The 12,767-nt window shown below is 75.8% G+C and carries 13 protein-coding genes; 3 read left to right on the plus strand and 10 right to left on the minus strand.

Annotated features, from left to right (window positions below; genetic code table 11):
- Positions 1 to 97: 97 nt before the first annotated feature.
- Positions 98 to 838 carry a GntR family transcriptional regulator gene (locus AC0IVP_RS10895; protein ID WP_235564818.1) on the minus strand — a complete coding sequence of 247 codons (741 nt, stop codon included), beginning with the start codon at positions 836 to 838 and terminating at the stop codon, positions 98 to 100.
- Between the two features lie 216 nt (positions 839 to 1,054).
- Between AC0IVP_RS10895 and AC0IVP_RS10900 the strand changes: the two genes are divergently transcribed.
- Together AC0IVP_RS10900 and AC0IVP_RS10905 are read left to right on the plus strand one after the other, a co-directional pair.
- Positions 1,055 to 1,654 carry a TetR/AcrR family transcriptional regulator gene (locus AC0IVP_RS10900; RefSeq protein ID WP_056296267.1) on the plus strand — a complete coding sequence of 200 codons (600 nt, stop codon included), beginning with the start codon at positions 1,055 to 1,057 and terminating at the stop codon, positions 1,652 to 1,654.
- 77 nt (positions 1,655 to 1,731) lie between these two features.
- Positions 1,732 to 2,307, plus strand: a complete 576-nt coding sequence (locus AC0IVP_RS10905; protein WP_056296264.1) for a TetR/AcrR family transcriptional regulator — start codon at positions 1,732 to 1,734, stop codon at positions 2,305 to 2,307.
- A gap of 3 nt (positions 2,308 to 2,310) precedes the next feature.
- Here the strand turns inward: AC0IVP_RS10905 and AC0IVP_RS10910 are convergent, their stop codons facing one another.
- From AC0IVP_RS10910 to AC0IVP_RS10920, 3 genes are all read right to left on the minus strand, one after another.
- Positions 2,311 to 3,189, minus strand: a complete 879-nt coding sequence (locus tag AC0IVP_RS10910) for a metallophosphoesterase (protein WP_471756544.1) — start codon at positions 3,187 to 3,189, stop codon at positions 2,311 to 2,313.
- 344 nt (positions 3,190 to 3,533) lie between these two features.
- Positions 3,534 to 4,382, minus strand: a complete 849-nt coding sequence (locus tag AC0IVP_RS10915) for an amidohydrolase family protein (RefSeq protein WP_471756546.1) — start codon at positions 4,380 to 4,382, stop codon at positions 3,534 to 3,536.
- Positions 4,383 to 4,386: 4 nt separating this feature from the next.
- Entirely contained in the window at positions 4,387 to 6,255 is a 1,869-nt protein-coding gene (locus AC0IVP_RS10920; protein ID WP_471756548.1) for a CYTH and CHAD domain-containing protein, read from the minus strand.
- Between the two features lie 126 nt (positions 6,256 to 6,381).
- Between AC0IVP_RS10920 and AC0IVP_RS10925 the strand changes: the two genes are divergently transcribed.
- Positions 6,382 to 7,341, plus strand: a complete 960-nt coding sequence (locus AC0IVP_RS10925) for an endonuclease/exonuclease/phosphatase family protein (protein ID WP_471756550.1) — start codon at positions 6,382 to 6,384, stop codon at positions 7,339 to 7,341.
- Between the two features lie 206 nt (positions 7,342 to 7,547).
- Here AC0IVP_RS10925 and AC0IVP_RS10930 read toward each other — a convergent pair whose 3' ends face one another.
- Genes AC0IVP_RS10930 through AC0IVP_RS10955 form a run of 6 tightly spaced genes read right to left on the minus strand, consistent with a single transcriptional unit; the run spans position 7,548 to position 12,694 of the window.
- A complete protein-coding gene (locus AC0IVP_RS10930) occupies positions 7,548 to 8,306 on the minus strand; it encodes a nitrilase-related carbon-nitrogen hydrolase (protein WP_471756552.1) in 759 nt (252 codons plus the stop codon).
- Positions 8,303 to 9,475, minus strand: a complete 1,173-nt coding sequence (locus tag AC0IVP_RS10935; RefSeq protein WP_471756554.1) for a pyridoxal phosphate-dependent aminotransferase — start codon at positions 9,473 to 9,475, stop codon at positions 8,303 to 8,305. The genes AC0IVP_RS10930 and AC0IVP_RS10935 overlap by 4 nt, the downstream gene beginning before the upstream one ends.
- A 14-nt stretch (positions 9,476 to 9,489) precedes the next feature.
- Positions 9,490 to 9,708: a hypothetical protein gene (locus AC0IVP_RS10940; RefSeq protein ID WP_056296245.1), complete on the minus strand. Its 219-nt coding sequence runs from the start codon at positions 9,706 to 9,708 to the stop codon at positions 9,490 to 9,492.
- Positions 9,705 to 11,090 carry an RNB domain-containing ribonuclease gene (locus tag AC0IVP_RS10945; RefSeq protein ID WP_471756556.1) on the minus strand — a complete coding sequence of 462 codons (1,386 nt, stop codon included), beginning with the start codon at positions 11,088 to 11,090 and terminating at the stop codon, positions 9,705 to 9,707. Before AC0IVP_RS10945 ends, AC0IVP_RS10940 begins: the two co-directional genes overlap by 4 nt.
- Positions 11,091 to 11,135: 45 nt before the next feature.
- Complete coding sequence (locus tag AC0IVP_RS10950) at positions 11,136 to 11,594, minus strand: ArsR/SmtB family transcription factor (protein WP_056296237.1); 459 nt, start codon at positions 11,592 to 11,594, stop codon at positions 11,136 to 11,138.
- A 23-nt stretch (positions 11,595 to 11,617) separates the two neighbouring features.
- Positions 11,618 to 12,694: a serine hydrolase gene (locus tag AC0IVP_RS10955; protein ID WP_471756558.1), complete on the minus strand. Its 1,077-nt coding sequence runs from the start codon at positions 12,692 to 12,694 to the stop codon at positions 11,618 to 11,620.
- Positions 12,695 to 12,767: the final 73 nt, after the last annotated feature.

Consider the following 12,767-nt stretch of genomic DNA (forward strand, 5'->3'; position numbering starts at 1 on the left):
GGGTGCGGCGGCGTCCCCGACGGTATCCGGCCTGGCTGGGTGACCTGCCTCGCGTCCGCGGTGGGCGGCGGGTGGGCGGTGGGCCGGCCGGTGCCGCTCAGCGACCGTTGACCGACACCTCGAACTCGACCTGGCTGACGTCGGGCCGCAGCCGGGAGAACGAGTGCACCAGCGGCCGGCCCGCGGTGTCGCGCACCGTCGTGCGGACGACGAGCAGCGGGGAGCCGGCGACGACCTGCAGCACGTCGGCCTCCTCGACCCCGGCCGTGCCCACGTCGACGACCAGGCGCGCGTGGGCGAGGTCGGCCTCGTACTCGCGGCGGAGGAACTCGTAGAGCGAGCCGTGCCCGAAGTCCTCGGTGGCGGCCTTGGGGTAGGCCTCGGCGGGCAGGAAGGAGCGCACCACGTGGTTGGGCAGCCCGTCCACCGACCGCAGGCGCACCAGCTCCACGACCTCGTCGGCCGGGTCCAGCAGCAGCTCGGTGGCCACCGGGACGGGCGCGGGGACGACGTGCTGCTGGAGCACCGTCGTCCCCACCTGGGCGCCCTGCTCGGTCATCACGGAGTGAAACCCGGCGATCCGGTGGACGAAGCTCTCGCGGTACTCGTGGCGGATGCCCGGCCGGGTCACGTAGGTGCCGCGCCCCTGCTCCCGCACCAGGTGGCCGTCGGCCACGAGGCCGTCGACGGCCCGGCGCAGGGTGATCCGGCTGACGCCGTACTCCTCGCAGAGCACGGGCTCCGGCGGCAGCAGGGCGTGCTCGGGCAGTCCGGCGACCCGTCGGCGCAGGTGCTCTCGGACCGCGAGGTACTTGGGACCTGCTTCCGGGCTCGCCACGACCGAAAGGTACTCGATCAGGAGACGTCTAGACGTCATGACGTCGCACGGCATTTGAGGGCAGGAGGGATCCGTTTCGGTACCGATCCCGTCACCAGGAAGCGGAACAGGATCGCGCACAACGCACCTGGGATCGATGCCATGCGGCTGTGACGCAGGCCGCGCACGGGTCTACCCTGCGACGCGCCCCGCCCCCACGTGCGTCAGGACGCCTCGATGGACCCCCAGCAGGCCACCCCCCGGCCGGCCGGTCGACCCCGCGACCCCGGCCTCGACATCGCCATCCGCACCGCCGCCATCGAGCTCATCGGTGAGGGCGGCATCGAGGCGTGCGCCCTGGACGAGGTGGCCCGCCGGGCCGGCGTCGGCAAGGCGACCATCTACCGGCGCTGGGCCAGCAAGGACGCCCTCGTCGTCGACGCCTTCCGGTACTCCCCGCCCATGGAGGTCCCCAGCACGGACCAGGGCAGCCTGGCCGCCGACGCCCGCGCACTGCTCGCCGGCCTGGTCGCGTCGCTGGAGACCCCGCTCGCGCTGGCCACCCGACAGCTGATGCCGATGCTGGCCAGCCACCCCGAGATCGCCGAGGTCTACCGGACGCGCTTCGCCGGGGCCTGGACCCAGGCGATGGACGACGTCCTCGCCCGGGCGGAGGCCCGCGGCGAGGTGGCCCCCGGCGCCTTCCCGGTGCTCGCCCTGCGCGCCGCCTCCGCCCTGGTGACCCAGCGGTGGCTGATGCACGTCGGCACGCCCGACGAGGCCCTCGTCGACCAGCTCGTCGAGGCCCTCGTCGTCCCCCACCTGGCGACCGCCTGACCCACTGCGGGGATACCGAGACCCGTGGGGCCCGACCCGGCTCGGCCGCTCCGGCGGCCACCTGTCACCATGCCACCGTGACCAGGGAGGACTGGCGGGAGAAGAAGCGCGGCGCCACCCGCCTGCGCCTCTCCCAGGCTGCCTTCGCCCTCTTCGAGCGGGACGGGTACGAGGCCACCTCGGTCGGGGACATCGCCACCGCCGCCGACGTGTCGGTGCCGACCTTCTACGCCTACTTCCGCACCAAGGAGCACGTCGTGTTCCCCGACCAGGACGGCGCCTGGATCGCCGGCCTGCTCACCGAGCAGCCCGCGGACCTGCCGCTGCCCGAGCGCGTCCGCCGCGGTCTGCAGCGCCTGGTCGCCCAGCTCACCGAGAGCGACGCGCAGGCCCTGCTGCACCGCTGGCGGCTCGCCCTCACCGTCCCGGCGCTGCGCTCCCGCGGGGCCGACCGGGAGACCGCGTCCACCGCGGCGCTGGTCGACGTGCTGGGCATCGACCTGTCCACCTCCGAGGGCGCCGCCCAGGTCGTCGTCATCGGGGCGTGCATGGCGGCCTCGACGACGGCGTTCCTGCGCTGGGCCGCCACCGACGGCGAACGGGACCTCGGCGAGCTGGTCGACGAGGCCTTCGAGGCGCTCCGCTCGATCTGAGCCTCAGGCCGGCTGCAGCTCGATGACGGTGACCTCCGGCCGGGCGCCGACCCGCATCGGCGGACCCCAGTACCCGGCCCCGGCCGTCACGTAGAGCTGGGTGTCGCCCTGCCGGGACAGCCCCTCCACGGCCGGCTGGTCCAGCAGCACCGCGTAGTCGAAGGGCCACAGCTGCCCGCCGTGGGTGTGCCCGGACAGCTGCAGGTCCACCCCGGCGGCCCGGGCCTGCTCGACCTGCACCGGCTGGTGGGCCAGCAGCACCACCGGGCGGCTGTCGTCCCGGCCGTCCAGCGCCGCGTCCAGGTCGGCGCCGTGGCCGGGCAGCCCGGACTCCGCAGCCGTCCGGTCGTCGATGCCGGCCAGGTCGAAGGAGGCCCCCGACCGGCCCAGCTCGACCCGCTCGTTGCGCAGCACGTCCACACCCAGGGTGGGCAGGTGCCGCAGCCAGTCCTCGGTGTCGGGCACGAAGTACTCGTGGTTGCCGGTCACGAAGAACGCGCCCTGCCGGCTGACCAGGTCACCCAGCGGCGCGACGTCCTCACGCAGCTCGGACAGCGACCCGTCCACCAGGTCCCCGACGATCGCGACGACGTCGGGCTGCTGGGCGTTGACCGTCTCCACCAGCCGCTCGAACCGGCGTCCGCCGTAGGTCGCGGACAGGTGCCCGTCGGAGAAGGTGACGACCGTGTAGCCGGCCAGCTCCGGGGCCAGCCCGGCGATCCGGATCGGCACCCGGCGCACCACCGGTGCCGAGTTCGCCGCCCACGCGCCGTAGCCGGCGGTGCTCACCGCCGCGACGCCCGCGGTCACCGCCAGCGAGCGAGCCAGGAACAACCGCCGGGAGACGTCGGCCGGCGCTGCGGCCGGCGCTGCGGTCGGCACGGCGGCGCTGCACCGCCCGCAGCACCCAGCGGACCGGCTCCAGCACCAGCAGCGCCAGGAAGGCGTAGAACGCCACCCCCAGCCAGCTGTAGCCCACCCAGTCCAGCGGCCCCTGCACGGAGAACGGCAACGACCGGCGGCCGACCACCGCTGCCGTGGGCAGCACTGCGAGGACGACGGTCAGCACGGTGAGCCAGCGGCGCAGCCGACCCGGGCGAGTCGTGCTGCGGACCAGCCGCAGCCAGAGGAACGCGTGCAGCAGCAGCATCGCGAGCAGGACCACGGAGCCGAAGCCCAGCAGGGCGATCAGGGACAGGGGGTGCTCCAGTCAGAGGGGTCGTGAGTCAGACGCCGAAGACGCGCGCGGCGTTCCCGCCGAGCACCAGCCCGACCGTCTCCTCGTCGGGCAGCAGTGCCGCGACGGCGCGCGCGTTGGCCGCGACACCGGGGACGCCGGGCCAGTCGGTGCCGAAGACCATCCTGCGGGTCAGCCGGGCCCAGGAGTGCCCGGCGTAGTACCCGGGCAGCCGGCGTGGCGGCAGCCCGGACAGCTCCAGCCAGACGTTCTCCCTGGCCAGTGCCATGAACGCGGCGGCGTCGTACCACCAGCCGCGCCCGCCGTGGGCCAGCACGACGTCCATGGTGGGGAAGTCCCCGACGACCTCGTCGAGCAGCACCGGGTCGGCGAACCGGTTCATCGAGCCCGGGAACGAGCTGGTGCCGCAGTGCACCACCACGGGGACGCCGCGGGCCCGGCACACCTCGTAGGCCGGGTAGAGCGCCCGGTCGTTGCAGGCGAACCCGCCGTGCACCGGGTGCAGCTTGAGCGCCACCGCACCCAGGTCCAGCTGCCGCTCGACCTCCTCCCCGATCGGGAAGTGCAGGTGCGGGTTGACGTTACCGACCAGCTTGAACCGGTCGGGGTTCGCAGCCACCACCGGCAGCACGTCCTCGGCGGGCTGGATGCCGGTGGCCTTGGGGCTGTGCTCGGTGAACAGCAGGGCGACGTCGACGCCCTCGGCGGCGAAGAGGGTGTCGAGCTGCGCCGGGCGCACCGTCCCGTCGGCGTCGTACACGCGGCCCAGCACGGCGGGGTCGCCGAACCGGTCCGCCCACTGCGCGAACGCCGGCTTCAGCGTGGGCAGTCGGGCCGCGTGCACGTGCGCGTCGACGAGACGGTGGCCGTCGAGCACGTCCTCAGCGCTTCCCCACGGCCCCGTTCAGCACCGGGCCGATGGTCGGCCACAGCTCCCAGAAGTCCTCCTCGGCGCGCAGTGCGCGGGCCTCCTCCAGGGCGTGCAGGCGGCCGAAGGTCCAGGCGTTCTCCCCGGCCCCGAACGCGGCGATGCCCAGCTGGCGGCACTGCTCCCGGGTGACGACGGTGTCCTGCATGTCACCGAGGACGTCCTGCACCTTCTTCATGGCGTCGACCAGGCCCATCACGGACCCGCCGAGCACCGGCGCTGCGACCTCGGCGGTGTAGCGGACCCGCTTGCCGGACTTGCGCACCTCGTGCAGCGCCAGCTCGTAGGGCGACTCGACCGCACCCGGGGACTCGGCGGGCGGGGTGGTGCCGATCGGGGCGCCCCCGCGCTCGGCGTCCTCGGCGGTCTCGACCTGGCGGCGCATCCGCTTCACGGTGTGCCTGAGCACCTCCCGCAGCACGTCCTCGGCGGGCTCGCCGGCCCGCTCGGTGAGCGGCGGGTGCTCGACCAGCTCGAACAGGGTGTCCAGCAGGGTCAGGTAGCGGGCGGTGCCCAGCACGGCGCCCGCCCGGTCCCCGCCGGCGGCCTCGCCCTGCAGCTCGGCCTGCTGCAGCCGGGCCGCGACCGGGCCCAGCACCAGCTCGGGCGGCTGCGCGGCGACCAGTGCCCGCAGGTGCTCGAGGGACACCTCGGCGTCCCGGGTCCCCGACAGCTCCTGACCCAGCCACTGCAGCTCGGCGCGGACCGGGTCGGTCTGCTCCCGGACCAGCACCGGCCGGTAGGCGGCCAGGATGCTGCGCAGCCGGCGGCTGGCGACCCGGACCTGGTGCACGCCGTCCGGCACGTCGGTGCGGACCATCAGGTCGGCCCGCTGCAGGGCGGCCAGCTGCGCGGCCACCGCAGCGACGACGACGTCACCGGCCTGGGGCACCGCGGCCAGTCGGGCCTCCTCGGCGGCGGCCGCCTCGGCCTCCTTGCGGGCCTTCTTCGCGGCCTTGGCAGCCGCCTTCTCCTCGGCGGCACGCTGCTTCTCGGCCTTCGCCGCGGCCTTGGCGGCCGCCTTGGCCTCCGCGGCCCGGCGGGCGAGCTCCGCGGCCCGGGCCTTCTTGCCCTCGGGCAGCGGCTCCTCCTCGGCCGGCTCGGTCTCCTGCGCGGTCGGCTCCTGGACGGCGTCCTCGTCGTCCTCGGGCTCCCCGACCGGGGACACGTCGTCGTCCTCGTCGTCGGGCTCGGTGGGCTGCGGCGCCAGCCGCCCGGCCAGCACCGTCGCCAGCTTCGACTGCGAGGCCGAGGCGCGGGCCCCGGAGACGACCAGCTCGGCGCCGACGGCGGACAGCAGCTCCTCGTCGCCGTCCACCAGCTCGACCTCCACCTCGCGCCACGTGGTGACGACGGCGGCCTGGCCCGGGCCCGCGGGCAGCTGGGTGCCGGTGACCAGGTCGTCGGCCACCTCGGCCAGCACCCGGCCGTCCTCGGCCAGCAGGGTCACGACGGTCCGCCGGGTGGCCAGCGTGGCGACGGCGGCCGCGGACGCACGCCGGACGATGCCGAGCACGGGGGTGATCACCGCGCGCGGCGGCGCCTTGACGGCGCGGCCCAGCGGGGAGTGGAACTCCCGGCGGGCACCGGCCGCCGCGGGCAGCTTGAGGTGCCAGCCGGCGTCGGTGCCACCCAGCCGGCGGCGCAGCGTGACGTGCGCGCGGGCCAGCCGCAGGTCGGCGGTGTCGTAGTAGGTGGCGGCCAGCTCGTGCACCACCGGCGCACCCACCGAGGCGACCCCCGGGACCCCGCTGAGGTCGGGCAGTGCGAACGCCTCCTCGACGTCGAACTTCCGCTCGATCTCCACGTGTTCGGTCGCCACGGTGCACACACCCCTGCTCGTCGGTCCGCCCGGACCTGGGCGGATGTCAGGGGCTTGATACCGCATCCAGGTGAACGGCAACCGTCGAGTCGATCTTGGGACCGACGGCGCCTACCGTGGCCGACGATGCGACGGCGACCGCGTGACCTGCTGCCCCTGGCCCTGGCGACCCCCTGGGCGGTGTGGGCCGGGCTCCGCGCGACCGGTGCCGAACGGGGCTTCCCGTGGGTGCCGGCGATGTCCTTCACCCCCTACGCGGCGGCCACCTCGGTGCTCCCCCTGGGCGTCGCGCTGGCCCGCCGGTCGGCCCCCGGGACGGCGCTCGCCGCCCTCGCCACCGGGGCGCTGGGCGCCGCCGTCCTCGGCCGTCGGGGCACCCGCCCCACACCCACCGAGGGCGGCCGCCCGTTCCGGCTGGCCACCGTGAACATGCTGCACGGCCGGGCCGACGCCGGCGGCCTCGTCGCCCTGGTCCGGGACCACGACCTGGACGCCCTGGCCCTGCAGGAGGTCACCCCCGAGGCCGAGGCCGCGCTGCGGGCCGCCGGCATCGGCGACCTGCTCCCCCACGACCACGTGCTGCACGCCCGCCCCGGCAACCCGCCCGGCGCCGGTGGCGCGGTCTGGTCCCGGCACCCGCTCACCCGGCGCGGCCGGGTGCCCGGCCGGTTCGACCAGCCCCGCGCCCTCCTCGCCGTGCCCGGTGGACCGCCCGTCGACCTCACCGCCGTGCACACCCAGCCGCCGGCCCGGTCCCGGCGCGACGTCGCCCGCTGGGAGGCCGACCTGCACGAGCTCCCCGACCCCGCGCCCGACGTCGTCCGGGTGCTGGCCGGGGACTACAACGGCACGCTGGACCACGCCGCCTTCCGCCGACTGCTGGGCCGCGGGTACGTGGACGCCGCCCGTGCCGCCGGCGAGGCCCTGACCACCACCTGGACGCCGCAGTCCGTGCCGCAGCCCCGGCTGGTCATCGACCACGTCCTCGTCGACGCCCGGGTCGGCGTCCGCTCGGTCCGGGTCCGCCGCGTCGCCGGCAGCGACCACCGGGCCGTCGTCGCCGAGCTGGTGCTGCCCACCGCCTGACCGGCGCCCGAGGGAGGCGCCCCGGGCGGCGGGTGCGCACACCGCCGCCCGGGCAGGCGTTCACTGCCCAGCCCGGTGCCGGCCTGCACCTGCGCCGTGTTGCTTCCCGGTGAACTCTCGTCCCACCCGGGGCCGACCTGGCATGGGATCCCCCGCATACGGCGTGGGCCCTCTGCCGTATGCGGGGGATCCCATGCCGGGGCGGGTCAGCGGCGGTCGGCCTGGAAGGGGAACCGGGCCCGGACGCGGGCGACCTCGGCGGGGTCGACGTCGGCGAGCAGGATCGTCTCGCCCCCCGCCGCCGTGGCCAGCAGCTCGCCCAGCGGGCTGACGATCCGGCTGTCCCCCACGTGCTCGGTGCCGTCGCCGGCGGTGCCCACCCGGTTGCAGCCCACGACGTAGGCCTGGTTCTCGATGGCCCGGGCCTGCAGCAGGGTCTGCCAGTGCAGCCGCCGCGCCGCGGGCCAGTTGGCGGGGACCAGGTAGACGTCGGTGTCCGGGGCGAGGGCCCAGAACTCGTCGGCGAAGCGCAGGTCGTAGCAGACGAAGAGGCTCACCCGCAGGTCCCCGACCTGCACGGTCACCGGCGCGGAGCCCGCCCGGAAGCGCTCGTGCTCACCGGCGTGGGTGAACGGGTGCAGCTTCCGGTACCGGTGCACGGTGCCGTCGGGCCCGGCCAGCACGAAGGAGTTGTAGGGCCGCGGGTCGTCGGCCGCGACCTCGGCGCACGAGCCGCCGACCCACACGCTGTGCTGCTGCGCCTGCGCGGTGAGCCACTGCGCCGACGAGCCGCCCTCGGGTTCGCCGATGCCCTCGGTCATGGAGAACCCGGTGGAGAAGGTCTCGCTGAGCAGCACCAGCTGGCCGCCTGCAGCGGCCGCTCGCGCGACGTGGTCGGCCAGCCGGGCGTGGTTGGCGGCCCGGTCCTCCCAGGCGATGTCGTGCTGGACGACGGCGATCCTCACGCGGTCAGCCTCCCCACGGCCTCGGTGAGCACCTCGTCGCGCTTGCAGAACGCGAACCGGACCAGGTGCCGGCCCAGGTCCGCGTGCTCGGGTGTGTAGAACGCCGAGCTGGGGACGGCGACGACGCCCACCCGGTGCGGCAGCTCCCGGCAGAACGCCAGCCCGTCCCCGGGGACCCGGACGGTGGCGAAGTAGGTGGCCTGCGGGCGGACCACCGGCAGCCCGGCAGCGGTCAGCCCGGCGACCAGCAGGTCCCGCTTGCGCTCCAGGTCCGCGGCCAGCGCGTGGAAGTACGCGTCGGGCAGCCCCAGCCCGACGGCGATCGCCGGCTGGAACGGCCCGCCGTTGACGTAGGTGAGGAACTGCTTCGCCGTCCGGACGCAGGTGACGAGCTCGGCCGGGCCGCAGACCCAGCCGATCTTCCAGCCGGTGGTGGAGAAGGTCTTGCCGCCGCTGGAGACCACCAGGGTGCGCTCGCGCATGCCGGGCAGCTCGGCCAGCGAGACGTGTTCGGCGCCGGAGAAGACCAGGTGCTCGTAGACCTCGTCGGTGAGCACCAGCAGGTCGTGCTCGTGGGCGAGCTCGGCCACCAGCTCCAGTTCGGCGCGGGAGAAGACCTTGCCGGTCGGGTTGTGCGGGGAGTTCAGCAGCACCAGCGTGGTGCGCGGGCCGACGGCGGCGCGCAGGTCGGCCTCGTCGAAGACCCACGGGTCGGTGCTGACGCCGTCCCCCGTCGGCGGGTGCAGCGGCACCGGGCGGACGACGCCGCCGGCCATCGCGATGCCGGCCGCGTAGGAGTCGTACAGCGGCTCGAAGACGACCACCTCGTCGCCGGGGTCCAGCAACCCCAGCAGCGCCCCGGCCAGCGCCTCGGTCGCCCCGGCGGTCACCAGCACCTCGGTGTCCGGGTCGTAGGACAGCCCGCGGAAGCGCTGCACGTGCGCCGCCACCGCCTCGCGCAGCACCGGCAGGCCGGGGCCGGGCGGGTACTGGTCCAGCTGGGTCCCGATCGCGGCCCGGGCGACGTCGAGCACCTCGGTGGGGCCCGGGGTGTCCGGGAAGCCCTGGCCCAGGTTGACCGACCCGGTGGCGACGGCGAGCGCGCTCATCTCGGCGAAGACCGTCGTCCCGAAGCCCTGCAGCCGCTGGGCGAGGTGCGGGGTGCTCATGGCCCGAGCCTCCCTCACCGCACGGCCACCAGCACGTCCGGTGGCACCACCCAGGGCCGGTCGGGGTAGCGGTCCAGCACGACGGTGACCTTGCTCCGGCCGAGGGAGGCGATCACGCCGACCTCACCGCCGAGGTAGGCCGGCACGCCCCGGCGGGTGCGGGTCGGGACGATCCGCACCCGGTCGCCGGCGGCGATGGGATCGCCCCGGTAGTCGGTGAACGACGCGCTCACGCCCGCTCGAAGCGGACCGCCCGGGTCCCCGGGTCGGCGACGGTCAGCCGCACCCGGACCTCGGCACCCGGGGTCAGCCGCCCGTCGCACCGCGCTTGGACGGCGAGGTCGGTGAGCACCACGGTGGACCGCTTCTCCTCCGCGTCCAGCACGACCGCGTCGAAGACCTCCCCGACCCGGCCGGCCAGCAGGGTGGCCTCCACCAGGTCGACGACGGCGCGCTCCACCTCGTGGGTGCGCCGGTCCGAGGCGGCCATCAGCGCGGGCAGCGCGGGCAGTGCGGCCCGCAGCTCCGCCGAGGGCTGCTCGCCGGCGGCCAGCGCCAGGCACACCTCGGTGCCGAACCTGTCGACCAGCCGACGCAGCGGGGCGGTCACGTGCGCGTACTCACCACCGACGCCGCCGTGCCCGGGCTGAGCGGGCGGGGTGCCGTCGAAGGCCGTGTAGGCCGCGCCGCGCAGCAGTGAGGCAGCGGCGTCCAGGAACGCGGCCTGCCGGGGTTGGGCCGGGTCCAGCCCGCCGATGACCTCACCGGGGGTGGCGCCCGCGGGCCAGTCGACGCCCAGGCCGGGGGCCAGCCGGCGCAGCGCCGTCACCGCGCCCGGGTCCGGCGGCGGCAGGGTGCGCAGCACGCCGACCCCGCCGTCGAGCATCAGCCGGGCCGCGCAGCGTCCGGTGAGCAGCGAGATCTGCGCGTTCCAGCCCTCGACGTCGGACTGGCCGCGGAACACGACGGTCCACCCGCCGTCCGGGCCGGCCTCGACCTCCTGGGACGGCGTACCCAGCTCGATCGCGCCGCGGTCGCGGGCCCGGGCCTGCAGCAGGCGGCCGATCTCGGGCAGCAGCTCCAGCTCCGGCGGCACGTCGGCGCCCACCGACTCGTAGTCCAGCTGGGCCCGGCTGCGGACCCGGGCCCGGCGCAGGTCGACCGCGGTGACCTCGCCCTCGGTGTCCAGGTCGATGGTCCACAGCGCAGCCGGCCGGAGCTCGCCGGGCAGCAGGCTTGCCGCGCCCTCGGACAGCTGCGGCGGGTGCAGCGGCGTCCGGCCGTCGGGGCAGTAGACGGTCTGGCCACGGCGACGGGCCTCGGCGTCCATCGCGCTGCCCAGCGGGACGAAGGCGCCGACGTCGGCGATCGCGTAGGAGACCCGGTAGCCGCCGTCGGTGCGGGCCAGGTGCACGGCCTGGTCCAGGTCGCGCGCGCCGGGCGGGTCGATGGTGACCAGCGGCAGGTCGGTGGCGTCGTGCTCGGGCAGCGGCGGGTCGGCCGCCACCCGGTCGGCCTCGGCCAGCACGTCGGCCGGGAACTCCTCGGGGACCCCGGCCTCCGCCCTGATCGCGGCGAAGTCGAGCGGACCGGACACCTTCAGCACGCGAGCCACGGCGCCACCGTGGCACAGCGCGCGGTTCCACGTGGAACGAGCCGGTCAGCGCAGGCTGCCACCGAGGTCGGCAGCAGCCAGGAGCGTCACCAGCACGGGGACGACACCGGTGGCCGGGACCCGGTGCCGGCCGCGCCCGTCGGCCTCGACCACGCCGGCGGCGGTGAGCGTCGCGAGGTGGTGGTAGACCTGCCCGGACGACGACCCGCCCACCGCCTCGACCAGCTCGGCGACCGTGGCCGGCCCGTGCAGCAACCGGCGCACCAGCTCCAGCCGGACGGTGTGCCCCAGCGCGGCGAGCACCCGCACGCCGGCGGCCGGCGGGAGGTCCAGGACCGCGGCCGCGTCGTAGGCGATGTCCCAGGAGACCTCGCCGTGCAGCCGGACCTGCCCGCTGTAGGAGACCGTGCCGGCCGCACCGGCCGGCTCGTCCGGTGGACGGCCCTCGAGCGCGGCGACCCGGGCCTCCAGGGCAGCCAGCCGCTCACCCACGTCCTCGCTCACCCGCTGATCGTCACACCCGGGGCTCAGCCCAGCACGCAGTCCAGCGCAGCCGCGGCGTCCGGGTCGGTCATCGCGGCCAGCAGCACCTGCTGCTGGGGCAGCCCGGAGGTGAGCGCGACCGTCGTCTCCTCGGCGGTGAGGCCCTCGACGAGCAGCACGCCGACGGTGACGTCGCCGTCCTCGGTGCGCAGCGCGACCGCCTCGGTGAGCACGCCCAGGAAGGACCCGCCCTTGAACCCCAGGCCGGCGTACCCGGGCGGCGGGTCCTGCCACTCCAGCTGGTCCCGTGCCGCGGGCAGCTCGCCGGCGCTGAGGGCCCGGTGCAGCGCGGCGAGCCCGGCGGCGCTGCCGGCCGACGTCGTCGCTGCCCAGGCCGCCTGCGTGGCGGCGTCCGGCAGCGGCAGGGCCTGCAGGCGGGTGGCCTCGGCCGGGTCGTCGGCGTAGTCCTGGGCGGCCTGGTCGGGGTCGGTCACGTCGGGGTCGACCAGGGTCAGCACGTCGCCCAGCAGCGTGCCGGTGGGGGCGTCCTCCCAGCCGAGGTCGGCTGCGGTGGCCGCCAGCGCGTCGGGGCCCAGCAGCTCGCGCAGCAGGTCGGGGGCGGCGTTGTCGCTCTCCTGGACCATCGCGGAGACGACGTCGGACAGCAGCACCGGCGTCGCGGGGTCGGTGGCCCGGAGGCCGTCGGTCGGGATCCCCAGCCGGGCCAGTGCTGCCGGGTGCGCGCCGCCGTCGGTGCCCGGGAGGTACCAGCGCTCCCACTCCCCGACCGGGACGGTCCGGTCCGCGGCCAGCCGGCCGTCCTGGACCGCGGCGGCCCAGGCGGCCAGGTGCACGACCTTGCGGGCCGAGGCGAGCGGGCGCTGCTCGTCGGGGAGGTGGGTGTCCTCGCCGAGCACGAGGGAGACGTCGTCCGGGTGTTCGGCCATCCAGCCGAGGAAGCCCTCGGGGGTGGAGGTGTCCGCGGCGGCCGGGGTGGCCGGGGTGGCGCAGCCCGCGGAGCTGGTCGCGGCGGCCGGGGCGGGTCGCTCCCCCGCGCAGCCGGCCAGGAGCCCGGCCGTCAGCAGGCCGGCGGGCAGGGTGGTGAGCAGTCGTCGGTGCACCAGGTTCTCCGTCCATCCGGAATTCCGTGTAGACGGAGACTGGCAGACCGCGGCGCCGGGTGCCACCGCGCAG

The sequence above is a fragment of the Klenkia sp. AC732 genome (assembly GCF_979256525.1).

Bases quoted from the DNA above. Each gene is read 5' to 3' on its own strand.
- AC0IVP_RS10900 (WP_056296267.1), top strand. From the start codon at position 1,055: ATGGACCCCCAGCAGGCCACCCCCCGGCCGGCCGGTCGACCCCGCGAC.
- AC0IVP_RS10925 (WP_471756550.1), top strand. From the start codon at position 6,382: ATGCGACGGCGACCGCGTGACCTGCTGCCCCTGGCCCTGGCGACCCCC.
- AC0IVP_RS10935 (WP_471756554.1), bottom strand. From the start codon at position 9,475: ATGAGCACCCCGCACCTCGCCCAGCGGCTGCAGGGCTTCGGGACGACG.